The 26,312-nt window shown below is 70.3% G+C and carries 25 protein-coding genes and 2 pseudogenes; 14 read left to right on the top strand and 13 right to left on the bottom strand.

Annotated elements, in window-relative coordinates; all coding sequences use genetic code 11:
* Positions 1 to 37: 37 nt before the first annotated feature.
* Entirely contained in the window at positions 38 to 1,996 is a 1,959-nt protein-coding gene (locus tag ACZ42A_RS19895; protein WP_468528542.1) for an ATP-binding cassette domain-containing protein, read from the bottom strand.
* A gap of 401 nt (positions 1,997 to 2,397) precedes the next feature.
* Between ACZ42A_RS19895 and ACZ42A_RS19890 the strand changes: the two genes are divergently transcribed.
* The 3 genes from ACZ42A_RS19890 to ACZ42A_RS19880 all read left to right on the top strand — a co-directional run bounded on the left by ACZ42A_RS19890 (position 2,398) and on the right by ACZ42A_RS19880 (position 5,150).
* Positions 2,398 to 3,234: an alpha/beta fold hydrolase gene (locus ACZ42A_RS19890; protein ID WP_468528541.1), complete on the top strand. Its 837-nt coding sequence runs from the start codon at positions 2,398 to 2,400 to the stop codon at positions 3,232 to 3,234.
* A 219-nt stretch (positions 3,235 to 3,453) separates the two neighbouring features.
* Complete coding sequence (locus tag ACZ42A_RS19885; protein ID WP_468528540.1) at positions 3,454 to 4,539, top strand: LLM class flavin-dependent oxidoreductase; 1,086 nt, start codon at positions 3,454 to 3,456, stop codon at positions 4,537 to 4,539.
* On the top strand, positions 4,536 to 5,150 hold the full coding sequence (locus ACZ42A_RS19880; RefSeq protein ID WP_468528539.1) for an FMN reductase: 615 nt from the start codon (positions 4,536 to 4,538) through the stop codon (positions 5,148 to 5,150). Before ACZ42A_RS19885 ends, ACZ42A_RS19880 begins: the two co-directional genes overlap by 4 nt.
* Positions 5,151 to 5,178: 28 nt before the next feature.
* On the opposite strand, the gene ACZ42A_RS19875 is transcribed toward ACZ42A_RS19880, so the two are convergent.
* The 6 genes from ACZ42A_RS19875 to ACZ42A_RS19850 form a co-directional block, all read right to left on the bottom strand.
* Positions 5,179 to 5,637: a helix-turn-helix transcriptional regulator gene (locus ACZ42A_RS19875; RefSeq protein WP_468528538.1), complete on the bottom strand. Its 459-nt coding sequence runs from the start codon at positions 5,635 to 5,637 to the stop codon at positions 5,179 to 5,181.
* The gene (locus ACZ42A_RS19870; RefSeq protein ID WP_468528537.1) at positions 5,634 to 7,280 is read right to left on the bottom strand and encodes an MFS transporter; all 1,647 of its coding nucleotides are present in this window, start codon (positions 7,278 to 7,280) and stop codon (positions 5,634 to 5,636) included. The genes ACZ42A_RS19875 and ACZ42A_RS19870 overlap by 4 nt, the downstream gene beginning before the upstream one ends.
* A gap of 46 nt (positions 7,281 to 7,326) precedes the next feature.
* Positions 7,327 to 8,064 carry a YoaK family protein gene (locus ACZ42A_RS19865; RefSeq protein ID WP_468528536.1) on the bottom strand — a complete coding sequence of 246 codons (738 nt, stop codon included), beginning with the start codon at positions 8,062 to 8,064 and terminating at the stop codon, positions 7,327 to 7,329.
* Positions 8,045 to 8,569 (bottom strand): DoxX family protein, encoded by a 525-nt coding sequence (locus ACZ42A_RS19860; RefSeq protein WP_468528535.1) that lies wholly within the window; start codon positions 8,567 to 8,569, stop codon positions 8,045 to 8,047. Before ACZ42A_RS19860 ends, ACZ42A_RS19865 begins: the two co-directional genes overlap by 20 nt.
* 38 nt (positions 8,570 to 8,607) lie before the next feature.
* The gene (locus ACZ42A_RS19855; protein WP_468528534.1) at positions 8,608 to 9,270 is read right to left on the bottom strand and encodes a hydrolase; all 663 of its coding nucleotides are present in this window, start codon (positions 9,268 to 9,270) and stop codon (positions 8,608 to 8,610) included.
* Positions 9,271 to 9,400: 130 nt separating this feature from the next.
* Positions 9,401 to 11,290 carry an amidohydrolase gene (locus tag ACZ42A_RS19850; protein WP_468528533.1) on the bottom strand — a complete coding sequence of 630 codons (1,890 nt, stop codon included), beginning with the start codon at positions 11,288 to 11,290 and terminating at the stop codon, positions 9,401 to 9,403.
* A gap of 457 nt (positions 11,291 to 11,747) precedes the next feature.
* On the opposite strand from ACZ42A_RS19850, the gene ACZ42A_RS19845 reads away from it, so the two are divergent.
* A complete protein-coding gene (locus tag ACZ42A_RS19845; protein WP_468528774.1) occupies positions 11,748 to 12,719 on the top strand; it encodes an alpha/beta hydrolase in 972 nt (323 codons plus the stop codon).
* A gap of 215 nt (positions 12,720 to 12,934) precedes the next feature.
* Here the strand turns inward: ACZ42A_RS19845 and ACZ42A_RS19840 are convergent, their stop codons facing one another.
* Positions 12,935 to 14,197, bottom strand: coding sequence for a dihydrolipoyl dehydrogenase family protein (locus ACZ42A_RS19840; protein ID WP_468528532.1), 1,263 nt, complete (start codon positions 14,195 to 14,197; stop codon positions 12,935 to 12,937).
* A 236-nt stretch (positions 14,198 to 14,433) separates the two neighbouring features.
* Here ACZ42A_RS19840 and ACZ42A_RS19835 point away from each other — a divergent pair, with 236 nt between their 5' ends.
* Positions 14,434 to 15,009, top strand: a complete 576-nt coding sequence (locus ACZ42A_RS19835; RefSeq protein ID WP_468528531.1) for a Dps family protein — start codon at positions 14,434 to 14,436, stop codon at positions 15,007 to 15,009.
* Between the two features lie 178 nt (positions 15,010 to 15,187).
* Positions 15,188 to 15,829, top strand: a complete 642-nt coding sequence (locus tag ACZ42A_RS19830; protein WP_468528530.1) for a GPR1/FUN34/YaaH family transporter — start codon at positions 15,188 to 15,190, stop codon at positions 15,827 to 15,829.
* Between the two features lie 623 nt (positions 15,830 to 16,452).
* On the opposite strand, the gene ACZ42A_RS19825 is transcribed toward ACZ42A_RS19830, so the two are convergent.
* Positions 16,453 to 17,403 (bottom strand): GlxA family transcriptional regulator, encoded by a 951-nt coding sequence (locus ACZ42A_RS19825; RefSeq protein ID WP_468528529.1) that lies wholly within the window; start codon positions 17,401 to 17,403, stop codon positions 16,453 to 16,455.
* A 71-nt stretch (positions 17,404 to 17,474) separates the two neighbouring features.
* Between ACZ42A_RS19825 and ACZ42A_RS19820 the strand changes: the two genes are divergently transcribed.
* Positions 17,475 to 18,314 (top strand): alpha/beta fold hydrolase, encoded by an 840-nt coding sequence (locus ACZ42A_RS19820; protein ID WP_468528528.1) that lies wholly within the window; start codon positions 17,475 to 17,477, stop codon positions 18,312 to 18,314.
* 898 nt (positions 18,315 to 19,212) lie between these two features.
* Here the strand turns inward: ACZ42A_RS19820 and ACZ42A_RS19815 are convergent.
* Positions 19,213 to 19,389 carry a hypothetical protein gene (locus ACZ42A_RS19815; RefSeq protein WP_468528527.1) on the bottom strand — a complete coding sequence of 59 codons (177 nt, stop codon included), beginning with the start codon at positions 19,387 to 19,389 and terminating at the stop codon, positions 19,213 to 19,215.
* A 329-nt stretch (positions 19,390 to 19,718) separates the two neighbouring features.
* Between ACZ42A_RS19815 and ACZ42A_RS19810 the strand changes: the two genes are divergently transcribed.
* Together ACZ42A_RS19810 and ACZ42A_RS19805 are read left to right on the top strand one after the other, a co-directional pair.
* Positions 19,719 to 20,258: a vanadium-dependent haloperoxidase gene (locus tag ACZ42A_RS19810; protein ID WP_468528526.1), complete on the top strand. Its 540-nt coding sequence runs from the start codon at positions 19,719 to 19,721 to the stop codon at positions 20,256 to 20,258.
* Positions 20,259 to 20,635: 377 nt separating this feature from the next.
* A complete protein-coding gene (locus ACZ42A_RS19805) occupies positions 20,636 to 20,776 on the top strand; it encodes a hypothetical protein (protein ID WP_468528525.1) in 141 nt (46 codons plus the stop codon).
* Positions 20,777 to 20,979: 203 nt separating this feature from the next.
* Here the strand turns inward: ACZ42A_RS19805 and ACZ42A_RS19800 are convergent, their stop codons facing one another.
* Positions 20,980 to 21,483, bottom strand: coding sequence for a MarR family winged helix-turn-helix transcriptional regulator (locus ACZ42A_RS19800; RefSeq protein ID WP_468528524.1), 504 nt, complete (start codon positions 21,481 to 21,483; stop codon positions 20,980 to 20,982).
* Between the two features lie 162 nt (positions 21,484 to 21,645).
* Between ACZ42A_RS19800 and ACZ42A_RS19795 the strand changes: the two genes are divergently transcribed.
* The 3 genes from ACZ42A_RS19795 to ACZ42A_RS19785 are packed head-to-tail and all read left to right on the top strand — an operon-like array spanning position 21,646 to position 23,180.
* Positions 21,646 to 22,242 (top strand): TetR/AcrR family transcriptional regulator, encoded by a 597-nt coding sequence (locus ACZ42A_RS19795; RefSeq protein WP_468528523.1) that lies wholly within the window; start codon positions 21,646 to 21,648, stop codon positions 22,240 to 22,242.
* A 41-nt stretch (positions 22,243 to 22,283) separates the two neighbouring features.
* Positions 22,284 to 22,571: a YciI family protein gene (locus ACZ42A_RS19790; protein WP_468528522.1), complete on the top strand. Its 288-nt coding sequence runs from the start codon at positions 22,284 to 22,286 to the stop codon at positions 22,569 to 22,571.
* A 3-nt stretch (positions 22,572 to 22,574) separates the two neighbouring features.
* A complete protein-coding gene (locus tag ACZ42A_RS19785; RefSeq protein WP_468528521.1) occupies positions 22,575 to 23,180 on the top strand; it encodes a DNA-3-methyladenine glycosylase I in 606 nt (201 codons plus the stop codon).
* A gap of 163 nt (positions 23,181 to 23,343) precedes the next feature.
* Here the strand turns inward: ACZ42A_RS19785 and ACZ42A_RS19780 are convergent, their stop codons facing one another.
* Positions 23,344 to 23,991 carry a peroxiredoxin-like family protein gene (locus ACZ42A_RS19780; protein ID WP_468528520.1) on the bottom strand — a complete coding sequence of 216 codons (648 nt, stop codon included), beginning with the start codon at positions 23,989 to 23,991 and terminating at the stop codon, positions 23,344 to 23,346.
* Between the two features lie 119 nt (positions 23,992 to 24,110).
* On the opposite strand from ACZ42A_RS19780, the gene ACZ42A_RS19775 reads away from it, so the two are divergent.
* Positions 24,111 to 24,698, top strand: coding sequence for a TetR/AcrR family transcriptional regulator (locus ACZ42A_RS19775; RefSeq protein ID WP_468528519.1), 588 nt, complete (start codon positions 24,111 to 24,113; stop codon positions 24,696 to 24,698).
* Between the two features lie 191 nt (positions 24,699 to 24,889).
* Here ACZ42A_RS19775 and ACZ42A_RS19770 read toward each other — a convergent pair.
* Positions 24,890 to 25,837: pseudogene (locus ACZ42A_RS19770) on the bottom strand (IS701 family transposase); the annotation flags it as partial.
* A gap of 56 nt (positions 25,838 to 25,893) precedes the next feature.
* Between ACZ42A_RS19770 and ACZ42A_RS19765 the strand changes: the two are divergent.
* Positions 25,894 to 26,264: pseudogene (locus ACZ42A_RS19765) on the top strand (IS701 family transposase); the annotation flags it as partial.
* Positions 26,265 to 26,312: the final 48 nt, after the last annotated feature.

Raw genomic sequence — 26,312 nt, 5'->3', positions numbered from 1 at the left:
ACTCGGCTGTCGCACCCAGGGTGATCATGACACGGCGTCATCGGGGTGGCGCGGCGTGAGGGTCACTGGTCTCTCCGCCGGTGCGTCGCTGGAGTTCCCACAGGGTTCGGAACAGGCCGGGATCTCTGGTGAGTTGGGCGTACGTGCCTTCCTGGACGATCCGTCCTTCGTCGAGGACGGCGATCCGGTCCGCCACGGCGACGTTGGCCAGCCGGTGGGTGATCAGCAGGATGGCTCGGTCCTTGGCCAGTTCCCGCAGGCCGGTGAAGATGTGGTGCTCCGCGCGTGCGTCCAGCGCGGCCGTGGGCTCGTCCATCACGAGCAGAGCCGCCTGCCGGTGGAACGCCCGGGTGAGGACGACGCGCTGCCACTGCCCTCCGGAGAGCTGCTGGCCGCCGTACCACTCGGAGGTCAGGAGGGTGTCGATACCCGACCGCAGACTGGGCAGCATGGCCGCCGCCCCGGACGCCTCGCAGGCCGCCAGGACGGCGGCGTCGCTGGTGTCGCCCTGCCCGAAGGTGATGTTGTCGCGGAGCGTCAGCGGCAGGTAGGTGTACTTCTGCGGGGCCAGCGCGACGTGCTGCCACGCTTCCCAGGGCTCCATCTCCGCCGTGGTCGTGTGGTCCCAGGCCACCTCGCCGGACGTGGGCAGCAGCAGGCCGCAGAGCAGCCGGGACAGCGTGGACTTGCCCGAGCCGTTCTCCCCGACCAGCGCCACGATCTCGCCGCGCCGCACCTGGAGGGACACCCCGGTGAGGCTGTCCTTCGGTGCGCCGTCGTACCGGTAGGTGACGTCGCGGACCTCGAACCGCTCCGGCGCCCGGGGGAGCGTCCTGGTGCCCCGGGACGCGGTCATGGCCTGTCCGTGGGCGTTGTCGAGGAAGTTCTGCCAGTCCTGTACGTACCAGCCCGTGCGCACCAGCCGGGCTCCGCTGTTGATGATGCCGCGTACGGATCCGGTCGCCGTCTGGAGGGCGAAGACCGCACCGCCCCCGGCCGCGAGGTCCATGCGCCCGGAGGCCAGGAGCCACAGCAGCGCGGCCCACACCGCGGCCGACGCCACGCCGCCGGCCAGCGCACCGGCCAGCCCCATCCACGCTCCGGTGTCCGCGGCCCGGCGCTCCGCGGCGTTCACCGAAGCGGCGAGCCGCCGGTACCGGCCGAGCAGAAAGGGACCGGCCAGGCAGGCCCGCATCTCCTCACTGGACTCCATGTAGGCCATGTGCCAGCGGAGCTTGTGCAGCATCCGCCGCCGCCCGGAGGTCTCCAGACCCGCCAGGTACAGCACCCGGGCCGCCCGCACATACGCGGCGGCCTGCGGCAGACAGGCGAGGAGGAGCAGAGGAAGAAGCGCGGGGTGGAGCACGGCGAGGACGGTCGCGCCGGCGGCGAGGGTCGCCGTCGCCGCGAGCACGTCCTGTGCCTCGTCCACCAGGTCCGGGGTGACCTGGGCGCCGCGGTCGGCGATGTCGTAGAAGTCGTTGTAGCCGGGCTTGTTGTTCGCCGCCAGCTCCGCGCCCAGCGCGGCCTCGATCATCGTCAGCTCGGCCGCCCGGGCCAGCACCGGCCGCAACCGCCCGGTCAGCCACGTCACCGTGATCCCCAGCAGAGCACGCAGTCCGGTCGCCGCGGCGATGACCGCCAGCTGCGGAGCGGCCTCCCACAGCCGATCGGTGATGTCGCCCGATGAGATCAGTGCGGTGATCGTTCCCGCGACCGCGAGCAGTCCGAGTGCGGAGAGGATGCCGGTGCCGGCCTGGCACGCCAGCAGCCCGGCCGTGGCGCCGCGGTCCGCCTGCCACGCCATCTTCAGTGACCGGCGAATCAGCGCGGGCAGCCGCCGCGCCATCGTGCCGGTGGTCATCTGCGCGCCGGCCTGGAGTCTGGACTCGTCGCGGTACAGGAATTCCTCGTCCCGCGGACTGTCGGCGCCGTCCGGCGCGCCCGCGTCCGATGTGCCGGACGTCGGTTGTTTCCGTGTGCTGGCCGATGTCAACGCGGTCCCCCTCGACGGTCGTGCGGCTGGCTCGTGAGGCTCAACGACCCAGCCGCAATTTCGAACACGTGTATTTCAGTCGGTTGGGGAACCCCGGGATTGAGGGCCCGGCGGAGCATGCGCGGTGCACCGACCCTTGTGGTGCCTCGTGGCGCACAGGGCCAGGCGCCGAACAGCGGTGGCCGAAACGCCGAGCGTGCTCGCAGGGAGGCCGCGCCGGCCACGACGACCCCTCAGCGCACCAGCTCGCCGACCGGTTGCTCAGAGCCGGTCCCACCGCCCCTTTTGCGTCCGCGGGCAAGGAGCGGTGCACTGCGCGACAACCGGCGGCGCGGCATCCGCCTTAGCGTGACCGAGTTCCCATCCACGCACCAGCCATCCGGAAACGAGGAAGCGAACGCATGCCGTACATCACCGTGGGCCAGGAGAACTCCACCACCATCGACCTGTACTACGAGGACCACGGAACCGGGCAGCCGGTCGTCCTCATCCACGGCTTCCCGCTCGACGGCCATTCCTGGGAGCGGCAGAGTGCCGTGCTGCTCGACGCCGGCTACCGAGTGATCACTTACGACCGCCGCGGTTTCGGGCAGTCGAGCCAGCCGACGACCGGCTATGACTACGACACCTTCGCGGCCGACCTGAACACGGTGATGGAGACCCTCGACCTGAGGGATGCCGTCCTGGTCGGGTTCTCGATGGGCACCGGTGAGGTCGCCCGGTACGTGTCCACCTACGGCTCCGCCCGGGTCGCCAAGGTCGCCTTCCTGGCCTCGCTGGAGCCCTGCCTGCTCAAGAGCGACGACAACCCGGACGGGGTCGCCCCGAAGGAGTTCTTCGACGGCGTCGTCGCGGCCGTGAAGGCGGACCGCTACGCGTACTACACGGCCTTCTACCAGGACTTCTACAACCTCGACGAGAACCTCGGCACCAGGATCAGCGAGGAGGCCGTCCGCAACAGCTGGAACGTCGCCGCGGGCGGCGGCTTCTTCGCCGCTGCCGCCGCGCCGTCGACCTGGTACACCGACTTCCGGGCCGACATACCGGCCATCGACGTGCCGGCCCTGATCCTGCACGGCACGGGCGACCGGATCCTGCCCGTCGAGGGAACCGCGCGGCCGTTCCACAAGGCGCTCCCGTCCGCCGACTACGTGGAGATCGAGGGCGCCCCGCACGGCCTGCTGTGGACCCACGCGGAGGAGGTCAACGCAGCGCTGCTCACCTTCCTGGCGAAGTGACCCGCCGCGGGACCGCCGTCCCGCACCACGCAGGGCCCACCAACCCCGACTGCCCGTCCGGAAATCCGGTCGGGCAGTTCGCGTATCACCTGGGCTGTGACTCCGACCGTGGTCCAGGGCGCTGACGGGCAAGCCCCTCTGCGCGGACAGGCATGACGGCCGTCCGACCGGTGCCTACATTTCGGGCACTCACACAGTCGCCGGAATGAAGAGGCCTCCATGCAGTTCGGAATTTTCTCGGTGGGGGACGTGACCCCCGACCCGACCAACGGCCGCACCCCGTCGGAGCACGAGCGCATCAAGGCGATGGTCGCCATCGCGCTGAAGGCGGAGGAGGTCGGCCTGGACGTCTTCGCGACCGGTGAGCACCACAACCCGCCGTTCGTGCCGTCGTCCCCGACCACGATGCTCGGCTACATCGCCGCTCGCACCGAGAAGCTGATCCTTTCCACCGCCACGACGCTGATCACCACCAACGACCCGGTGAAGATCGCCGAGGACTTCGCGATGCTCCAGCACCTGGCCGACGGGCGTGTGGACCTGATGATGGGGCGCGGGAACACCGGACCCGTCTATCCGTGGTTCGGGCAGGACATCCGGCAGGGCATCAACCTCGCCAAGGAGAACTACGCGTTGCTGCGCCGGCTGTGGCGCGAGGACGTCGTGAACTGGGAGGGGAAGTTCCGTACGCCCCTGCAGGGCTTCACGTCCACGCCCCGCCCGCTGGACGGCGTACCGCCCTTCGTCTGGCACGGCTCGATCCGCTCGCCGGAGATCGCCGAACAGGCCGCGTACTACGGCGACGGCTTCTTCCACAACAACATCTTCTGGCCCGCCGAGCACACGAGGCAGATGGTCCAGCTGTACCGGCGGCGGTACGCCTTCCACGGTCACGGCCGGCCCGAGGAGGCCATCGTGGGCCTCGGAGGGCAGGTGTTCATGCGGAAGAACTCCCAGGACGCCGTACGTGAGTTCCGCCCCTACTTCGACAACGCGCCCGTCTACGGGCACGGGCCGTCGCTGGAGGAGTTCACCGAGCAGACTCCGCTGACGGTGGGTTCTCCCCAGCAGGTCATCGAGCGGACGCTGTCCTTCCGTACGACCGTCGGCGACTACCAGCGGCAGCTGTTCCTGATGGACCACGCGGGCCTGCCGCTGAAGACCGTCCTGGAGCAGCTGGACATCCTCGGCGAAGAGGTCGTGCCCGTGCTACGCAAGGAGTTCGCGATCGGCCGCCGCGCCACCGTGCCGGACGCGCCCACCCACCAGTCCCTGCGGGCCGTCCAGGAGGTGTCCGCCGCATGAAGCTCGTCGCCGTGTCCGCGGGGCTGAGCACCCCGTCCTCCACACGCCTGCTGGCCGACCGTCTCGCCGAGTCGGCCCGCGGCGAACTCGCCGCTCAGGGCTACGACGTGGAGACCGAGGTCATCGAGCTGCGGGAACTGGCCGTCGCTGTCGCCAACCACCTTGTGACCGGCTTCCCGTCCCCCCAACTGGCCGCCGCGATCGACGCGGTGACGGGGGCCCACGGCCTGATCGCCGTGACCCCCGTGTTCACCGCCTCCTACAGCGGGCTGTTCAAGTCCTTCTTCGACCTGATCGACCCGGACGCTCTCACCGGGAAACCGGTCCTCGTCGCCGCGACGGGCGGCACGGCCCGTCACTCCCTGGTCCTGGAACACGCCCTGCGCCCGCTCTTCGCCTACCTGCGCGCCACCGTGGTCCCCACCGCGGTGTACGCGGCGTCCGAGGACTGGGGGTCCGGCGGTGACGAGTACACCGAGGGCCTGCCCGCGCGCATACGGCGGGCGGGCGGCGAGCTGGCCACCCTCGTGGCCGCCCGCCCGGCCGAGGAGACGCCCGAGGACGACATCACCGCGCTCGAACGGCAGCTCTCCGACCTGCGCTTCGACTGAAACGTCCGCGGCCGTCGGCATCCGGCTCTCATCCGTCCGGCCGGAGCTTCTCCCGCAGCTGGCCACGGGAGGTGATCCCCAGCTTCGGACAGATCCGGTACAGGTGGGCTCCGACGGTGCGGTGGGAGAGGTAGAGCTGTTGGCCTATCTCCCGGTTGGAGAGCCCCGTCGCCGCCAGCTGCGCGATCTGCAGTTCCTGCGGCGTGAGCAGATCCCAGTCGGTGGACACGCTCTGCGTGCCACCCTCGCCCGCCGAGCGGAGCTCCTGGCAGGCGCGCTCGTGCCACGGTTGGGCCCCCAACGAGGCGAAGGTCTCCCTGGCAATCCGCAGGGGCACCCGGGACTCCATCACCCGGCGCCTACGACGCAGCCACGCGCCGTAGGCGAGCAGGAGGCGGGCCCGCGTGAAGGGATCCCTGGACATGTCCAGGTCGAGCGCCGACCGGAACGACGCCTCGATGTGCGGGAGTGTTTCGACGTCGCTCACTGAGCACCGCCTCCTTCCGGGACGACGGGTCCCGATGACGTGTCGAACGCGTGGGTGACCTCCGGCCGGGTGCCCGGGATGAGGAGACGGCGTGCCCGCTCCTCGTAGCGGCGGTCGGTGAGGGTGAGTCTGTCGCTGTGCTGGGCGAGATGCTCGGACCAGGAGGCGACGAGGTAGGTCTCGATGAAGTGCCCGGGATCCTGTCCGTCCTGGTACAGGCCCCAGGTGAGGGCTCCGGTGCGCCGCCGGGAACGGGCGACGTGATCCATGCAGTCACTGAAGGCCGAGCCGTTTCCCGGAGCGACGCGGTAGGAGACGGTGACCAGCACCGGGCCGACGGCCGGCCCGGGCTCGAACACCAGGGGCGGGACCGGCCAGTGCTCGGACGGGGAGGGGTCGACGCCCTCCGCGCCGTGCAGCGGCCAGCGCCGCAGGCTGAGGGCACTGATCAGCAGCAACGCGCTGCCGGCCAGGAGGGGGACGGTGAGCCCCAGCCGGTCGGCGAGGGCGCCCCACAGTGGCGCCACCAGCGCCTGGCCGCCTTGGAAGACAAGGAGATAGACGGCGAGGCCACGGGCCCTGACCCAGCCGGGGAGCCGCGCCTGCATGGCCGCGTTGAGGGTGGACAGGACGCCGATCCACGCCAGACCGGCGAACAGCAGCGCCACCGTCACCAGCCACGGGATGCGTCCGGTGGCCAGTACCGCGAGGACACTCGCGAAGATCAGGGCACCGCCGCCCAGAGTGCCGTTGGCGCCGAGCACCCGGTTGCTGCGGGGCAGGACGAAGGCGCCCGCGACCGCTCCGACGCCGACCGCGCCCAGGAGCAGCCCGTAGCCGCCCGAGCCCAGGTGCAGGGAGCGGCTCGCGACCAGCGGCAGCAGCGCCCACAGGGCGGCGCCACCGGGGATGAACAGGATCATGCGCAGGAGGACCCGGCGGATGCCGGGTGCGTACCACACGTAGCGACGGCCGGCGTCGAGGGCTGTCAGCAGCTTCTCACCGCTGGGGGCGGGGACGACCGTCCGGGGAGGCCGCCAGAGCAGCAGGACGGCGGCGATGCCGAGGTAGGAGGCGGCGTTGAAGGCGAATACCCACCCCGCGCCCGCCGCTGCCACGACCAGTCCACCTACGGCCGGTCCGACGGCGCGGGCCAGATTCATGTTCACGCCGCCGAGCGCGGCGGCCTGTCCGAGCTGGCGGCGTTCCACCAGCTCCGGCTGGATCGCCTGCCAGGCCGGGCCCATCAAGGCGGTGCCGCATCCCAGCAGGAAGGTGAGCACCAGCAGCAGCACCGGGGTGAGGGCGTCCGCGAAGGCCAGCGCGGTGAGCGCGCCGGAGACCGCGAGCATGGCCAACTGTGCGGCCAGGAGCACCCTGCGACGGTCGTAGCGGTCGGCGACCACGCCCGAGGGCAGAGCCAGGAGTACGACGGGCAGGCTGGAAGCCGTCTGGACGAGCGTCACCAGGGCCGCGTCGTGCCCGATCAGCAGCCACTGGGCGCCCACCATCTGCATCCAGCTGCCGATGTTGGAGACCAACTGGGCGATCCACAGCGCCCGGAAGACGCGCGCCGCGAGCGGCGCCCATGCCGAATCCGGCTTGGGGGACTGTGTCGGTGTGGAGGGTGGTGCGGTGCTCATGGCGTTGTTCCCTCGGCGCGCTGACACCGGTGGGCCGGTGTGTTGTTCACAGCCGCGGCCGGGTCCAGGCGGCATCGGCGGCCGACAGACGATGGGTGATCATGGAGGTGACCGCGAGCAGCACCAGCGTCAGGCCCAGGGTGAGGGCGAGATGGCCGTGCAGGACGAGCTGTGCTCCGGCGAGGGCGCCGAGGAACATGGCGAGCACGGAGAGGATCCGGCGGCCCGGGCGTGGTGCCTCGCCGCCTGCCGGGGTGGAGTCCGCTGCCAGGCCCGTCAGGGTCAGGGTCAGTACGGTCGTGGTGAGGTCCGGAACGCCCAGGCGTCGGGCGACCGCGTTCTGCAGGCCCATGGCGAGTCCCAGGAAAACGATCAGCGTGTACTGGACGCCGGGGGTGACCCGGCCGTCCGACACGGCGGCGACCACCACGGTGACCGCGACCAGGATCGTCTGCACGGCCGTCGACGTGCGCAGCAGGTGCCCGCGATGCAGGGCGAACCGCGTGCCGAGCCTGCCCCCTGCCAGCGCGCCCACGAGGAACGCGACCATCGAGACGACGGACGCGAGCGCGGACAGGCTCTCGTCGCCCGCCAGGGCGAACCCGAGGAAGACCACGTTGCCGGTCATGTTGGCGACGAAGACGTGCCCCAGCGCCAGATAGCTCACCGCGTCGACCAGTCCGGTGACCACCGTCAGGATCAACATCAGGGGAGGCAGCGGGCCGTGACGTTCCTCTCCGCGCGGTACCAGGGTGCGCAACGCGTCACTCAGCAGCCCGCGCATACCGCGTCCCTTCCGTCGCGGCGGGCGGCCGGTGCAGCACTGCGCGGGTGAGCAAGCCGCTCGCGGGGCCCATCACGATCGCGTCGACGGAGACCCACACCGGCCAGGGGGTGACGGCCAGTGCGTGGTCCACGGACCACCGTCCGGGCCCGGTGAGGGCCAGTGCGGCGGAGACGACGACGAGGACGAGGGGGTATTCGTAGCCGTCGTTCTGCACCCACAGGCCCTTGGGCCACTTGACGGTGCCGGCGACCGTCATCACGCCCATGGCGGCCATCGCGGCCAGGGGCGTGAGCAGGCCGGCCGCCAGGAACAGGCCGGAACCGATCTGACTGGCTCCCGCGGCGAGCGCGGTCAGCCTGCCGCCGCGGAATCCGTCACGGCGGAACTCCTCGGTCCCGCCCGCCAATCCGTTGCCGCCGAGCCGGAAGCTCACCTTCTGCACACCGTGCCCGGCGATGAGCAACCCCACCGCCAGCCGGAGGATCAACAGTCCAGCGTCCATCGTGTCCCTGCCTGTTCCTGACGTATCGGTGCTGTGGGTCAGCCGGCGGCGTGGGCGCCGATGACGGCCTGCGCGTAGACCAACCCGAGGCCGTAGGTGCCGCCGTGCGCCTTGACCACGTCGCCCACGGCGGCGTACGTCTCGGTGCGGGCCCAGTCGCGCTGGAGCTCCAGGAGCACCTGCACCCAGGTGACCGGGACGGCCCCGGCCTGGATCATGCGCTGGACGGCGTGCTCGTGGGCCTGCGGGCTGACACCGCCGGACGCGTCGGTGACGACGTACACCTCGTAGCCCTGGGCGATGGCGGAGAGCACCGGCAGGACGACGCAGACCTCGGTCCACAGACCGGCGATGACGAGCTTCTTGCGGCCGGTCGCCTTGACCGCCTCGACGAAGTTCACGTCCTCCCAGGCGTTCATCGTGGTGCGGTCGATGATCTTCTGGTCGGGGAAGACGTCCGCCAGCTGCGGCATGAGCGGGCCGGAGAACGACTCGGCGGCCACGGTGCTCAGCACGACCGGCACGTCGAACACCTTCGCGGACTTCGCCAGGCCCACGGTGGAGTTGATGATGGCGGTGCGGTCGCCGCTGCCGGTGCCGAAGAACATCTGCGGCTGGTGGTCCACGAACAGCACCGCGCAGTTGTCCGGGGTGAGCAGGTCGGGGCTGGGGGCGGCGGTGACCTCGGAGATGTTGACCATGAGAGTGGAGCCCTTCTCGGTAAGCGGTGGCGCGGACTGCTGTCCGTGCCGTGGAAAGGACCGTCCGGTGGGACGGAGCTGGTGGGTGTCCCGGAAGGGGCGACTCACAGGCCGGGCCCCTTCCGGGAGTTCAGAGGTCGAAGCAGGGATCGAAGGGGGTGCTCGCGGCCTCGGGGTTGAGACCACGCGCGATGCGCCACTGGCGGTGCTGCTCCGACTCGGTGACGGCCTGGCCGAGCAACTCCGCCTGGCGGGCGCCGGCGAGCCCCGCCGGGCGGGACGCCTGGTAGCCGCCGAAGTGCGCCACCGGACTCCAGGCCGGGCACACGGGCGGAAGCTCCTCGTCGAGCCCCTCGTACTCGGCGGCGGCGTAGACGATCCGGCCGCCGGTCACCGTCAGCAGCGACTCGATGTGCGCGATGTCCGGCTCGGGCACGGCGAAGTAGTCCTCGGAGAGGACCGCCAGGTCCGCGTAGCACCCCGGCCGCAGCACGCCCTTGACCTCGTCCTCGCCGGTCAGTGCGGCTCCGGCGCGGGTGAACATCGCCAGCGCCGTCTGCCGGTCGACGCGGTTCGCCGGCGGGCGCAGCGCCAGATCGCCGACCGAGCGACCGCTGACGAGCCAGTGCAGGGCGACCCAGGGGTTGTAGGTGGAGACCCGGGTGGCGTCGGTGCCGGCGGCCACGGTCAGGCCGCGGTCCAGCATGGCCCGGATCGGCGGGGCGTCCGCCGCGGCGCCGGGGCCGTAGCGCCGCACGAACGCCTCGCCCTGGAAGGACAGGCGGTTCTGCACGGACATCGCGCCGCCGAGGGCGGCGATGCGGTCGAGGCTGTCCGCGGAGACGGTCTCGGCGTGGTCGAAGAGCCACCGGTTTCCGGCCGGGAAAAGCCCATCCGCGGCGAGCTTCTCGAACACCGCGAGATCACGGCGGATGGTTTCGTCGTACGTGGCGTGCAGCCGGAATCCCCAGCCGTTCTCCATGAGCAGGCGCACCGCTTTCTCGAACTCCGCCTCGTAGTCCGGGGCGAGTTCCGGACGCGGCTGGGTGAAGTTCTCGAAGTCGGCGGCCGCCCAGGTGAGATTCTCACCGGCGCCGTTCAGCCGCAGCCATTCGTCCCCGTCCTCGGGGCGGGCCATTTCGATCCAGCGGGCGAGATCGTCGATCTCCTGACCGGGAGTCTGGGGGAAAAGATGGTAGGCGATACGCAACGACAGCTGTCCGGCCTTGGCCAGTTCGATGACGGTGGCGTAGTTGTCGGGGAAGTTCTGGAAACCGCCTGCGGCGTCGATCGCCGAGGTCAGTCCGAACCTGTTCAACTCCCGCAGGAAATGGCGGGTGGAGGTCTTCTTGTCCTCGCCCTCCAGGACCGGCGCCTTGGCCAGGGTCGAGTAGAGGATGAGGGCGCTGGGAGCGGCCAGGAGCATGCCGGTCGGTTCCCCGTCGCGGCCCCGCACGATCTGGCCGCCCTTGGGGTCGGGCGTGTCCTTGCTGAAGCCGGCGGCCTTGAGCGCTGCCCGGTTCAGCACGGCCGACTGGTACAGGTGCAGGACGAACACCGGGGTGTCGGGGGCGGCGGCGTTCAGTTCGGCGACGGTCGGCAGCCGGCGTTCGGCGAACTGCTCGGCCGACCAGCCCCCGACCACCCGTACCCACTGGCCCTTCGGGGTACGGGCGGCCTGCTCACGCAGCATCGCCAGGCCCTGACGCAGGCTGCGCACGCCGTCCCAGCGGAGTTCGAGTACGTAGTTGAGGCCCCCGCGGATCACGTGCAGGTGGGCGTCGTTGAGGCCGGGGATCATCCGTCGCCCGAGCGCGTCGACCACCTTCGTGCCCGCGCCGATGTGGGGAGCCACGTCCTTGTCGTCGCCGACGACCGTGATGACGCCGTCGCGGACGGCGAGCGCCTCCGCATGCGGACGGCCCGGGTCCCCGGTGTGGATCTTCGCGTTGCGGACGACGAGGTCCGCGGCATCGTCGATGGCATGCGGCACCAGCCCGCCGACGGGCATTGTTGACATCTCTGGAAACCCCTTCGGGAAAACGACTTCGATCCACGTCATGGCCGGTACAGACGGCCTTTGACGATTCAGTCACGCTCAAAATGCCTGCCTGCTCGAATCGAGCCGGTTGAATTCCACCGACACTCGTCGTGCCCTCGGAACGAAGGCAGGCCCTGTGCACGAGGTGCCGCGGTTGCTTCGCCAATCACGATAGACACCACAGACGCGCCACCCATGTCTGCCAGAGCACATGACTTTGCCTCACAGTGCACTGACCCATCCATGCTCGGGATGCGATGGGAGAAGCCCGAAGGCAGCCCGTGCCCTGTCAGGACAGCAGTGGTGCGTCCGTTGGCAATTACCGCGTGTCCTGCGGATTTAGCGTGGCGAACAGCGGTTCCGGGACGCCCTTCGCGGCATCCTGGCCCGTATCGCCGGAAGGACCGGCGTCCCCATGAACGTCCAGGAGGACCACATGTCCCATGCCGTCCAGCCGGTTCAGCCGGTGCTGGAGCCCGCCGCAGCCGCTTTCGCGGAGGCGACCGCCAACCCGCCGTACCTGTTCGACCTGCCCGCGGCGGAGGGGCGCAAGGCGGTCGACGACGTGCAGTCCGGTGAGATCGACAAGCCCGCCGTCGACGAGGAGTGGATCACCGTCCAGGGTGGTCCGACGGGCAGCGTCCGCGCGCGGATCGTCAAGCCCGCCGGCGCCGAGGGCACCCTCCCGGTGATCCTCTACATCCACGGTGCGGGCTGGGTGTTCGGCAACGCCCACACCCACGACCGCCTGGTGCGCGAGCTGGCCGTCGGCACGGGCGCCGCCGTGGTCTTCCCCGAGTACGACCTGTCGCCCGAGGCCCGCTACCCGGTCGCCATCGAGCAGAACTTCGCGGTTGCTCAGTGGATCGTCCGCGAGGGCGCGACGAAGGGGCTGGACGGCTCCCGCATCGCGGTCGCCGGTGACTCGGTCGGCGGCAACATGACGGCGGCGCTGACGTTGATGGCGAAGGAGCGTGGCGGCGTCCCGCTGGTGCAGCAGGTGCTGTTCTACCCGGTCACCGACGCGAGCTTCGACACCGGCTCCTACCACCAGTTCGCAGAAGGCTACTTCCTGCGCCGCGACGGCATGCAGTGGTTCTGGGACCAGTACACGACCGACGAGGCCGAACGCGCGCAGATCACCGCCTCCCCGCTGCGCGCCACCACCGAACAGCTCAAGGACCTGCCCCCGGCACTGGTCATCACCGCCGAGGCCGACGTGCTGCGCGACGAGGGCGAGGCCTACGCCAACAAGCTCCGCGAGGCGGGCGTCGCGGTCACCGCGGTCCGCTTCCAGGGCATCATCCACGACTTCGTGATGCTCAACGCCCTGCGCGAGACCCACGCGGCCCAGGCCGCCATCACGCTGGCCACCGCCACCCTGCGGACCGCCCTGCGTACCTCCTGACAGCTGCACAGTCACGGCATCCCGGTGAACGCTGATCACCGTGGCGGGCAGGCTGCAGGGCCCGCTGCCCCGCCTCTGCGGGAAACGCAAGCCGTTCGGCCCTGCTCTGCTGGTGCGGCCGGATGTGTATCGCCCACACGGTGATCAGGAAGACCGCTGCCGGCATGGTGATCGCGACCCTGCCGCCGGCGACGGGGCATCGGCGCGCCGCGTGATCAGGTGGGGAAGGTGTAGATCATGTGCCTGAGACGCTCGACGGGTACCTCCGCGTGGACGGCGACGTTCAGCCCGTACAACACCTCACCTCCGGCCGGCCCCGCCGAGGCCGCCCCGTGGATCCAGCCGCGCGTGGAGGAGGCGATCGGCACCACGCTGGTGCGCACCCGCAGCCGCTGGTCGCGCGCCTGCCGCTCGGTGAGTCCCACGGCCGCGATCTCGGGGTCGGTGAAGACGACCCGGGGCAGCGCCCGGTAGTCGGCATCGGGACCCGGACACGCGAGTATGTCCTGGACGGCGATCTCCGCCTGGTACATCGACACATGCGTGAAACTGCCGTGGCCGGTGACGTCCCCGATCGCCCAGAGCCCTTCCCCGGCCCGCATCTGCCCGTCCGTGCGCACGGCTCGTGCCGAAGGGTCGAGACCCACCGCGTCGACGCCCAGCGCGGCGAGGTCGGCGCGGCGCCCGGTGGCGACGAGAAGCCGCTCGGCGCGCAAGGGCTCCTCCTCGCCCTGGAGGTGAACGATGAAGCCGGTGCCGTCATGCCCGACCCGCCGGGCCCGGGCCGAGGTGAGAACGGTGACGCCGTCCTCCCGCAGGACCTTCTCGGCCAGCTGCCCGGCCTCCGGTTCTTCCTGCGAGAGCAGCCGTTCCTGTCCCTCCACCACGGTGACCGCGCACCGGAAGCGGGCGAAGACCTGGGCGAGTTCCACGCCGATGGCGCCCCCTCCGAGCACGACCATCGACGCCGGCAGCTCCCGGGCCGCCATGGCGTCCCTGTTGGTCCAGTACGGCGTCGAGGCCAGGCCCGGGACCGGGGGAATCCAGGGCCGCGAGCCCGTGGCCAGGACCACACCCTGCCGGGCCCGGAACGTACGCTCGCCGACCGTCACCTGCCGTGGCCCGGTGAGCCGTCCCGTTCCGCGTACCAGCCGGCCGCCCTTCGCCGCGAGGCGGTCGGCGGCCACCTGGTCGTTCCAGTCGTCGGTGGCCTCGCCCCGGATACGTCCGGCAACCCGGCTCCAGTCGGGCGTCACCTCCACATCACCGGCGAGGAAGGGCACGCGGCCTGTCTCGGCGAGCAGGTTCCCGGCCCGGATCATCATCTTGCTGGGCACGCATCCCCAGTACGGGCACTCGCCCCCGACGAGTTCCGCCTCGATCCCCACCACATCCAGTCCGGCCTCTGCCAGCGTGCCCGCGACGTACTCGCCCCCGGGCCCCAGACCCAGGACGACCACATCTGCCTGCTCGCTCACCCTCATGCCTCTCCCTGCCGGTCGTCGGCTCACGCCGTGCGCCCGAGGCTAGAGGGGGCGAGGCACCGGACCGTGCCCGCCGGCGCACGGTGACGTGCCCGAGAGCGAACACCGGGCACGGACTCCTCGCCGAGTGCGCTGCCGAGCACCTCCGCATGCGCTCCTGGACAAGAGTCCGCTGTGCGGGCACCTAGCGTCACTGGTGCCAACCGAGCCCGGACCGCAGGAGGCGGATCATGACCATCAGCTCCCAGCACGTCAGCAGCCAGCCGCGGCTGCATCAGACGGGCGAGATCATCCAGGAGTTCGGGACGGTCAAGCAGTTCCCGCTCGGCCTGTCCTACGAGACCCGTATGTACTCCTGCCAGCGGCTCAACAGAGTCCTGGCCGACACCCAGATCCTCTACGGCCTCTACAAGAAGCACCACTGGCTGATGCGCGGGGCGACCTTCTACCAACTGCACCTGGTGCTGGACAAGCACGCGGGGGAACAGCTCGCACTCGTCGACGCCCTCGCCGAACGGGTCCAGACCCTCGGCGGTGTCGCGGTGGGGGACCCCCGGCACGTCGCCGAGATCACGTCGATCCCCCGGCCCCCGGACGGTGTGGAGGAGGTGCCGGCCATGCTGTCACGGCTGCTGGAGGCACACGAGACCATCCTCGTCGAGGCCCATGACGCGGCGGCCCGCATCGGGGAGCTGGGCGACGACGGAACCAACGACCTGCTGGTCTCACAGGTGATCCGGACCGGTGAACTCCAGGCGTGGTTCCTGGCCGAGCATCTGGTGGACACCCCTCTGGTCCGCGCCTGAAGGGGCATGAACCGCCGATGCCGACGGTGACAGAGTCGCATGCCGACTGTCGCGATGACCAACCCCCGCTCCCTTGCCGGCCCGACCTCCAGGAGAGTTCAGCATGAGGACCAGTCCCGAATCGCCCGAGGAGCGGGCCGAGCCGTCAGGTAGGCATTTCGAACCGGACCTACGGCCGATGACCCGCATCAACCTCCGCCCCATCGCCTCCCCGATGCCGGTCGGGTTCTTCGCGGTGGCGATCGCCTCCGTCATCGTCGGGAGCTTGCAACTGGGCTTCCTGGGTGACGACGCCCATCGCGCGGTCGCCCTGACGATCCTTCCGGCCTTCATCCTGCAACTGATCGTCAGCATCCTGGCGTTCGGGGCGAGGGACGTGCTCGCGGCGACGCTCATGGCGTGCTTCTCCGGAACCTGGCTGGCGAGTTCCCTGGTGCTGGCCCTCGATCCGCCGGCGGGCGCCGAGGCGCTTGGGGTGCTCAATCTCGTGTTCGCCGTTTTCGCCCTGATGATGGCGAGCGTCGCGAACCGCAAGCGTGCGATGTGGTTCGTGCTGTGTGTGGCCGTGCCACGCTTCGCCGTGGCCTCCCTCTTCAACTTCACTGGTGCCGCCTGGCTTGGCTACGTGTCCGGGGCCTTCGGACTGCTCCTCGCGGGTGTGGCCATGTACGCCGCGTTCGCGCTCATGCTGGAGGACATGAGGGGTGAGGAGGTTCTGCCCATAGGACGCCGGGGTCCCGCGTACGACGCCGTGGAAGGGGATCTGGCGGTGCAGCTGCGCAACCTGGAACGTCAGGCGGGCGTGCGACGGACGCTGTGAGTCGTGGAGGTGGTCGGCTGGTGGGTCTGATCGAGATCGTGAGCCTCAGAGCCAGTCCCGACGCTTGAAAATCACGTACAAACTCACGCAGACCACCCCCATCAGCCCGATCGCGAAGGGGTATCCGAAGCCCCAGTGCAGCTCCGGCTCTTGAAGTCGTCGCCCTCAAGGTGCTGACCTGCGTAGATAGATGTCTGAGGGGTTCTGACCTGCGGCTTTGCTTTTTCTGGAGCTTTCACGGTGACGCCGTTTTATGCGGTCGATTCTCCCCAGCCGCTCCCCAGTGCGCCTTCATTCTCCCCAGATTCTTCCCAGTGAGTGCCGCTTCGGGAGGAGGGTCGCCCCTGGTCAAGACCGGTTTACGCCTCGGTGAAGTGGCTACGCAACGTATCGGAAGGGGCGGTTGGCCAGGAAGGGCCCAGCGTGCGTGCCGTCTTCGGCTGCGTTGGGCGAGGGCGCCGAACACGCTCGGGCGCCTTCGAGTCGCCTCGGGCATGGTTGATCGCGGTAGAGCCCGTTGATCTACCTGGCGAGGGCAAGGCTGTGCATCCGGGCATGTCGAGCATGGCGTGGCACGCCGGCGCCTCTGAGGCGGCAGGCGCGAAGAATCTCACAGGTCTTCGTCAGGTTTCGCTGAAGGTTCGTCGGTAAGCGCCGGGTGTGGTGCCGAAATGCACTCGGAAACGGCGACGCAGATTGACCGCCGATGCGAGTCCGACCCGGGTGGCGATGGCTTCCACCGGCAGGTCGGTCTGTTCCAGCAGGATCCGTGCGGCGTCAAGGCGCCGGCCGAGCAGCCACTGTCCCGGGCTGGTGCCGAGTTGTTCGGTGAACCGCCGGGAGAGGGATCGGCTGGACAGGCCGGCGCGTTCGGCGAGGTGGTCGAGGGTCAGTCTGGTGTCGAGGCGGGAGGCGGCCCACTCCAGCAGCGGCGCCAACGACTCGTCCGCCCTGGCCGGTGCGGGCTGTGCGGCGTACTGGAGCTGGCTGCCCTCCCGGTGCGGTGGCAGGACCATGCGCCGGGCGATCCGGGAGGCGTATGCCGCCCCGTGGTCGGAACGCACCAGGTGCAGGCACAGGTCGATGCCCGCACCGGTCCCGGCACTGGTCGCCACGTCGCCGTGGTCCACGAAGAGCACGTCCGGATCCACGTGCACCTGGGGAAAGGCGGCGGCGAACCGGGCGGCGCTGCGCCAGTGGGTGGTGGCGCGGCGGCCGTCGAGCAGTCCGGCCTGAGCGAGGACGAACGCCCCTGTGCAGATCGCGACGATCCTCGCCCCGCGCCGGTGGGCGCCCCGCAGCGCCGCGGTGACGTCAGGGGACACGGGCGCGTCGGGAGGCTGCCGCCCGGGGACGACCACGGTGTCCGCCTCCCGCAGAGCGGACAGCCCCTCCTCCACGAGCATCGTGTAGCCGGCGCCGGTCGGCAGGAGTCCGGGACGCTCGGCACAGACCCGGAAGTCGTAGCGGGGCGGCGCGTCCGGCGGGGCGATGCCGAAGACCTCGAACGCACAGGCCAGCTCGAAGGGCGACTGCGGCGGGGTGAGCAGGGCCACCACGCGATGAAGCGACATGGCAAGAATGTACCCGAGGGTGTCATTCCAGACTCTCGGCCGGGAGGCCGGTCCCGGCCGAGAGTGGGTCCATGAGCGAAATCATCGAATCGGCAGTGCGGCGGACCGAGATTCAGGTCGACGGGGAGCCGGCCAGCTACCTGACCGTGGAGCAGGACGGCCCGGCCGTGCTCCTGCTGCACGGCACCTACTGGAGCCGGGTCTGGCTTCCGGTGATGGACCGTCTGGGCGCGGCGGGGCTGCGCCCCATCGCCGTCGACCTCCCCGGACTTGGGCGCTCGGGAGGCGAACTCACCCTGGAGACGGGCGAGGTTCCAGCCCTCGCGGACTGGGTGGCGCGCTTCGCCTCCGCGCTGGAGCTCTCCGGGCCGATCGCCGTAGCGGGTCACGACATCGGCGGCGCCGTGGCCCAGTACCTCCTCGTCCACGATCGGCTGGAGGTGTCCCGGCTGGCCTTGGTCAACTCGGTCACCTACGACTCCTGGCCGGTGTCCAGCGTGGCCCGGTTCCGGGACCCGGTGGTCGTCGCCGCGACCACCGCGGACGAGATTCTCGCCGCCCGCCGGCAAGCCGTGACCCAAGCGCTGGCCGGTGCCGCCACGGAGCAGTTGATCACGGACTATCTGGACCCGTGGACCGATGCGCGGGTCCGCCGCTCCTGGATGGCCATGGTGGGCGCGGCCGACAACCGCTACACCCGGGATGTTCTCCCCGCCCTGCGGCAGAACGTGACACCCAAGCTGCTGGTCTGGGGCGAGGACGACGGCTTCCAGAAGGTGGAGTACGCCGAGCGGTTCGCCTCGGAGATCCCGCACACCACACTCGTACGTATCCCGGATGCAGGGCACATCCCCACGGAGAACGCTCCCGGCCAGGTCGCACGCGCACTCGTCGACTTCTTCACGGCGTAAAGGCTGAGTGGGCGACCGGTGGGCCACCGTCGTCGTCTTGATCACTGCCGCTGGGATTCCTCGCCCCCGCATGCCGGCAGCACGCCGGGGTGGCATCGCGTCGAGACCGGTTCTTGCCCCGCCTTCGTGAAGGCAGTGGCGAGGCGCGAATCGGATGATTCCGGCTGCTGGGCTCCCTGGCTTCCTGCCCCGGCTGTGGGACGTCCTTCATTCCGGTGGCGGCACCGGCCTTTCGGTCATCTACCTGCGCGGGGTCGGCCATTCCGTGCCGGTACGGACCAGGTCCGCGCATGGCTCGCGTCATGATCTCGCGCGCCACCAGACGTGTGGTGATCAGCCGACGTGATCACAAGGAGCATCATGATGGCACCCACTCCGCGCAACCGGCTCAGAGCCCTGGCGGTCGCCGCCGTCCTCGCCACGACCGGGACTCTCCTGGCCGCCTCCCCGCAGCCCGCGCAGGCGGCCCTGCCGGTGGTCGCCGACCGGCAGGCCGCCGAGCGCGTGGCGGCTCTGACGCTGCCCGTTCGTTCAGCGCGACCGACGAGAACGACGTCACGGCGTTCAAGATCTTCGCCTCCGCCCAGACCACCACCGCGCCCTCGGTCCTCGTCACCTACGAGACCCCCGCGGACCCGGTCAAGGACCACGTCGTCTACTGGAACGACGTCCTGCAGGAGACCTACCGCCAGGTCGGCGGCGCTCCCGGCCCGCTCGCCCGGGCAGGTGCCATGGTGCACGGCGCGATCTACGACGCGGCCAACTCCGCCCGCTGTGCGGAAGGCTCGCTCAAGTGCCTCGGTGACGCCTACCTGGTGAAGGCCACAGCCTCCAACGGGGCGGTGCCCGACGTGAACAGTGCCATCGACCACGCCGCCTTCGACGTCCTGCGATCGCTCTACCCGACGCTGGACTTCGACGACGAGATCGCCGCCGCCCGCTCCACCATCCCCGCCGCCGTCACGGACGCCCAGCGCGCCGCCGGCACCGAGGTCGGCCAGAAGGCCGCCGCCGCGATGATCGCCGCCCGGCAGAACGACGGCTCGGCCCCCGTCGCCCCGTACACCGGCTCCACGCAGCCCGGCTACTGGCGGCCGACCGGTACGGGCGACGGCGCCACCCCGCAGTGGGGTCTGGTCAAGCCCTTCGGCATGGAGAGCAGTGCCCAGTTCCGCTCCGCCGGCCCGGCCGGGCACACGCAGATGGGCACGCTGCTGCCGAGCCGGGCGTACGCGGACCAGGTCAACGACGTGAAGAGCCTGGGCGGGGCGGAGTCCACGACCCGTACGGCCGACCAGACGAAGGCGGCGCTGTTCTGGGCTCGAGCACACCCAGATCCTGTCCCGCCAGTACGGCACCACCGTTGCCGGCAACGCCAAGCTCTTCGCCCTGACCGCCTTCGCCATGGCCGACGCGGCGATCGTGTCCTGGGACCAGAAGTACCAGACGGACATCGACCTGTGGCGTCCGGAGAGCGCGATCCGCCTCGACGGCGACGGCAACGCCGCCACCGCCGCCGACGCCAACTGGCAGCCGCTGTCCCAGGACCGCAAGGGCCAGCACTTCTCCCCGCCCTTCCCGGCATACGTCTCCGGCCACGCCACCTTCGCGGGCGCGTGGTCGAAGGCGACGCAGGCGTGGTTCGGCACCGACCAGATCACCTGGACCGCCACCACCGAGGACCCCAACGCCCTCGGCGTGACCCGCACCTTCACCTCGATCTCCGCCGGGCCGACCGAGAACGCCGTCGGCGGGGTCTGGCTCGGCGTGCACTATCGGTGGGACGGCACCGACGGCGTCACCGCCGGAGGCAACGCCGCCGCGTACGGGGTGACGAACAAGCTCAAGTCGAGGTCGGCAAGCGACTCGTCGCCGAACACCGCTGGACCTCCTACCAGTGCACCCAGGTCCAGGCGCCCGAGCCCGACCACACGCTGTACGTGAAGTAGCCCGCCGATGAGGAGAGGAGACAAGGACATGCGTCTGCGCACCCAGCAGCCCCAGCAGCCCCGAAAGAGGGTGCGAAGGGAGATCATCGCCCTGGTAGCGACCTGCGCCGTCGGCGACGCCGTCGCGACCCCGATCGCCCTCGCCGCCGCCTCCGCGGACCGTGTCCCGCGGCGACCGCCGGGGACGACCGGCTGCTGCCGACGCCCGAGGCGCCGAGGAACTCGGACGGTTCGTACGCGGGCTTCCAGCTCTGCGGCGGCCCCGCCGGAGACCCGGTCGTCACGACCGGCACCCCGACCCTCGCCGCCACCCTGGAGTCGGCCGCCCCGCCCGGCACCGTCGAACCGGCCCGGCCCGGCCCGCGCCGCAAGGTGACCTTCGAGGTCGACACCGCCGCCGGTCAGCCCGTGCTCCACCGGCAGCTCACCAGCGACACCAGCCACGACGCCGCCCTCCAGCTGCTCGAGGGCGCCCTGGCCGACACGGCGCCTACCGCTGGCGCGTCCGCGTGAAGGACGGCGACACGTCCTCCGCCTGGACGGCCTGGTGCTCCTTCACCGTCAAGCGCGGCAGAGCGAACCGCTGAACGACCGGTGCCCGGAACGCTCTTCGCGTTCCGAGGCACCACTGCGCCTGCGCCGCTACGGCGCCCCGAGCGGCGTCGGCCATTGCAGATGCACCCGTTCCCAGCCGGGTCTGGCACAAGACCGCGGAATCAGAATGGACTGCCGGAACCCCCATGGCCCTCGACATTGGCCACCATCTTGCGCAGCACCTTGAGCGCGGCCACGTACTCCTCGTCGCTGATGCCCTGGTGGACCACGGCGCGCACCTCGGTCGCCAGCTCGCGGATCCGCACTCGGGCGGCCTCGCCGGCATCCGTGAGGTGCAGGTGCTGCCCGTCGTCGATCCGGAGCCATGCGCGGTGGAGCAACTGGTCAACGACTCTGGCGATCTCGTGGGGCCCGTCGGCGAGGTGCGTCAGCTGCGCGACGACCTCTTCCCGGCTCGGCGCCGCGGGACCGCCGTTCACGCGGTTGAGCACCCAGTACTCCGGCTGCGTGACGTCGATCCTGGCCATGGCGTCACGCAGGTGCCGGGTGACGGCCGTCTGGGTCAGGCCGCACCAGTAGCCGATCGGCTGGGTGGCCAGCATGTCGTCGGTGGCGGCCGGGTTCGCCGGCGCCTGGCCGGTGGTGTTCCCCTTCGGTGATTCCATGATCGTCACGCTACATACCCCCGGCGCACCGAACCATCGGAATGCGCCATCCACTGCGGGTGGACTACGAAACACGTCGAAGCGCTAGGACGCCTGTCCTATACTCACGCCAAGCGCTAGGACGCTCGTCCTAGTGAGGGGTGAGGACTGTGGGGGTGCGGGGTGGCTGAGAGCGCGGGCACGCGGGCGCAGATTGTCGATGCTGCGAACCGGCTTTTCTATGTGAAAGGTTTCGAGCACACGTCGTTCGCGGCGATCGCCGAGGCGGTGGGCATCTCGCGGGGCAACTTCTACCACCACTTCAAGAGCAAGGACGAGATCCTCGGCGCGGTCATCGAGGCCCGGCTCCAGAGCACGCGCGCGATGCTCGCGGAGTGGGACCGGGACGAGCCGGGGCCCGCCGAGCGGGTACGGCGGTTCGTGGAGATCGTCATCACCAACGGCGCGGACATCCAGAACTTCGGCTGCCCGGTCGGGACCCTCACGAACGAGCTCGCCAAACTCGGGCACCCCGCACGACCCCAGGCCGTCGCCGTCTTCGACCTGTTCCGGACGTGGCTCCGGGCACAGTTCGAGGAACTCGGCCTCGCCGTCGAGGCCGACGAACTCGCGATGCACGTCCTGGCCTTCAGCCAGGGCGTGGCGACCCTGTCCAACGCCTTCCACGACGGCGAGTTCGTGCGACGGGAGGTCGACCGCCTCCACGCCTGGCTCGACGAGCGCATCGCGCACGGCCCGGCACCGCGCTCCGCGCGCTGAACCCGACCTCTTCCCCCTCCCAGCAGTCGAAGGAGATTTCCGTGTTCGTCGTCCTGCTCCGCTTCGCGGCCAACAAGAGTCAGGCTCCGGATCACATGGCAGACCATCAGGAGTGGATCCGGCAAGGCGTGGAGGACGGAGTCTTCCTGCTGGTCGGAGGCCTTCGGTCCGGCCAGGGTGGTGCCGTGCTGGCCCATGGCACGACCCTCGACGACCTGCGGAACCGGGTCGCGGCCGATCCGTTCGTCGCCCACGAAGTGGTCTCGGCCGAGATCATCGAGATCGCGCCGAACACCACCGATCCCCGGCTCGCCTTCCTGGCGGCCTGACCCATGGCCGTGTTCATCGCCTCCGACAGCGACCCGCGATGCGGGTGGGCCGGCGGCGCCCCCGAGTTCCTGGACTATCACGACAGGGAGTGGGGTCACCCGGTCGTGGACGACCGGAGGCTGTTCGAGAAGATCAGCCTGGAGGGATTCCAGTCGGGGCTCAGCTGGCGCACCATCCTGGCCAAGCGGGAGAACTTCCGGAAGGCGTTCGCCGGCTTCGACTTCCACGTGGTCGCGGCGTTCACCGAGGCCGATGTGGACAGGCTCCTGCAGGATCCGGGGATCGTCCGCCACCGGGGCAAGATCGAGGCCGTGGTCGACAACGCCCGCCGAGCGGTCGACCTGGCCGCCGAGGAAGGCTCACTGGCCGCCTTCTTCTGGCGCGGCGAACCTGATCCGGACGAGGTGGACCCGCCGCAGACGGTCTCCACCTCACCGGCCTCGGTCGCCCTCTCCAAGGACCTGAAGAAGCGGGGCTGGAAGTTCGTCGGACCCACCACCGTCTTCGCGTTCATGCAGGCCATGGGGCTCGTCAATGACCACGTGGCCGGGTGCGTCATCCGCTCCCGGGTGGAGACGGAGCGGGTGGCGTTCACACGGCCCCGCTGAACGTGCCCGGGGCTCGCGGCGACGCACCTGTGCGACGGCCTGCCGGGTATCGCCGCCTCGCGGCCAAGGCTGCTTTGCCCGGCCGGGCGGCCACCTCTTCAACGGGCCGACGCGGTGGGCATCCTTTCGGATGCCCACCGCATCGGTCCTCAGCCGCCGCTCCTCAGCTCAACCGGTCGAGGGCGGCCAGGATGTCGGCCGGTTCGGCCCGGGTGGTGTAGTCCGTGTCCACGAAGGCCCAGCGGATCGTGCCGTCGCGGTCGATGACGTAGGTCGCCGGCACGGGCAGGGTGCGCGGGTGGCCGGCGTTCGAGCGGTCCAGGTCGATGCCGAAGCCGGCGTACACGGCCGCGAGGTCGTCCGGCAGGTCGAAGGCGAGACCGAACTGCTTGGCGGTGTCGGAGCCGAGGTCGCTGAGGACGTCGAAGGCCAGTCCGTTCTTCTCGGCGTACGACAGGGACTCGTCGGGGACCTGGGGGGAGACGGCGACCAGCCGGGCGCCGCGGGCGGTGATGGCGTCGTGGTGCTGCTGCAGGGAGCGCAGGGCGATGTTGCAGTAGGGGCACCAGGCGCCGCGGTAGAAGGTCAGTACCACCGGGCCTTCGGCGAGCAGTCCGGCCAGGTCGACGGTGCGTCCGGTGGCCGAGGGAAGGGTGAAGGACGGCGCCTTCGCGCCGACGGTCAGGGCTTGGTCGGCCTGGCCGGAGTCGGCCAGTTCCCGGGCTGCCCGCTGCATCACGGCGCGGACGCCGTCGGGGATCTGTTGCTGGCGGCTGTCGAAGAAGGCGCGCAGCTCGGCGTTGACGCTCATGGGTCTCCTCCCGGAGGAATCTTGGAACGTTCGTTTCAAGATAGCGATGAGAGCGGACTCCAAGTCAACGGCCGGAGCGGATATCTTGGAATCATCGGTTCAAGATGAGGTGATGGGGCATGGCGGACGTCAAGCACTTCGATCCGGACGCGACCCTGGAGACGGTGGTCCGACTGTTCTGGCGGCAGGGCGTGGCGACCACCGGGATCCAGGACATCGTCAACGCCACCGGGCTCAACCGCTCCAGCCTGTACGCGACCTTCGGCGGCAAACAGGAGTTGTACCGCGCGGCCCTCGAACGGTACGTCCAGGACCGGTCACGGCCCGGCCGGCTCGAGGAGGACGACCGCGGACTGCCGGCCGTCACCGAGTTCTTCGCCGGGCTGATCGAGACCCGCTGCACGGGCGAGTTCGCCGGATGGGGCTGCATGATCTCCAACGCGCACGCGGGCACCGAGAACGGCGACCCCGCCGTCCGCGCCATCCTCGAACGCCAGCACCAGCGCCTGCGCACCGCCCTCCACACCGCACTCCTGTCGGCACAGCGGCAGCGACAGCTCGCTGAGGACGCCGACCCGGACTCCGCCGCCGACGTCCTGGCCCTCCTGGCGCACGGCGTGAACCTGCGCTCCCGCGCCGGAGCGGACGCCCGGCAGCTGCACAGAACCGTCACGGCGGCGATCACCGCTGTGGCCCGTAGAGCCTGACCCCTGGGTGTGATCCCTCTACCGGGGCACCCTGTTCTCCGTACGGACGGGGAGCCGCCCCGCCGCGTCGAGCCGGGACAGGCGCCGGTGTTCCCGGTCCGCCCAGCGGCGGACCCGGTCGGGTTCCAGCGGGTGCCGTGGCCGACGTGGAGGCTGGTGGGGTTCAGGGCGAGCATCTTGGGGGTCCGCAGCGGCAGAACCCCGTCCCACCGGCTGCGTCCGCCGGCCTGTTCCTGGGCGGTCCGGGAGGCTTCCTTGGCCGAGGGCCGCACTTGGAGCACGGCAAAGTGCGAGGTCATCGTGCCCTTGCTGCCCTGCCGCCACGTGACCTCCTCGAACACGGCGGCCTCAGCAACGAGGCCCGGCAGTGGGCGGGGCGCCTCGCGGTATCGGGGCAGGGTCGGCGGGCCCAGCCCGCCGTAAGCGGGTTGATACGGCTCTGCGTCGGCAGGCCGTGCGATCTCTTTCGGGTCGACGGCCATGACGTAGGACCAGCCGCGTTCCTCCAGCGCGAGCCGGAAGGAGACGCTGCGGCCGTAACCGGCATCGGCCACGATCGCCGGCACGGTCAGGCCCTGCGCGGCCAGGCGGTCCAGCAGTCCCAGAGCCAGACGGGTCTTGGACACATGCCCGACCTCCTCGGGAATCCCGGCCCGCCGGCGCCGACCGTCGTCATGTGTCCATTCCTCGGGCAGGAACAGCTCCCACTCCAGCGGGCACGATGCCGCATCGGTGGCCGCATGCACGCTGACCGCGACCTGGCAGTTCGCCCGCTTGCCCAACGCTCCGCAGTACTGCCGGGCCACCCCGGCCGAAGCGGTGCCGCACTTGGGGAACGACACATCATCGACGACCCACACCTCAGGGCGGATCGCCTCGCACAACCGCTCGGCGATCCGCCGCCGCACCGGCAGCGGATCCCACGGCGACTGGTTCACGAACTGCTGCAGTGCCTGCATGTTGCCGTCCGGCAGCCGCTCGGCCATCGGCTGTATCGACTTGCGCCGGCCGTCCAGCATCAGACCCCGCAGATAACACTCACCCCACCGCCGCTGATCCCGCCGCGGCAACGACCCGAAAACATCGGCAACGAACTCCCCTAACTCACCCCGGAGCCGTTCCACCTCCCCCAGCTTCACACCACAAAGATGCCAACCACCAGGCGAGATCACTCGACGTAACGAAGCACTACTAGGCCCGCGTCGAGATGCGGCCCTGGCACCGGCCCGACCGGCGGCACTGGGTTCTCGCCCGCCGCAGCGTGAGCAGGCCCGAGGAGATCTCCTACTGCATTGCCTACTGCGCGGCCGGGACCACGCTGGACGAGCTGATTCGGATCGCGGGCAGCCGGTGGGCTGTTGAGGAATGCTTCCAGACCGCGACGCAGAAGTGCGGCCTGGACGACTACCAGATCCGCCGCTACCCAGGCTGGCACCGCCACATGACCCTGGCGATGGCCGCCCACGCCTGCCTGACTGTCCTGCGGCCCGAGAGCTGGACGCGAAGAAAGCAGAAACGGATACTCCCAGCTCATCCACCTCAGCCTCGCCGAGATCAGACGCCTGATCACTCGCCTCGCCGACCGCCGGCCCCCACCCGCCGACCGCATCCTGC

The sequence above is a fragment of the Streptomyces sp. NPDC030838 genome (assembly GCF_055572035.1).
This window is presented reverse-complemented; position numbering and strand designations above follow the sequence as displayed.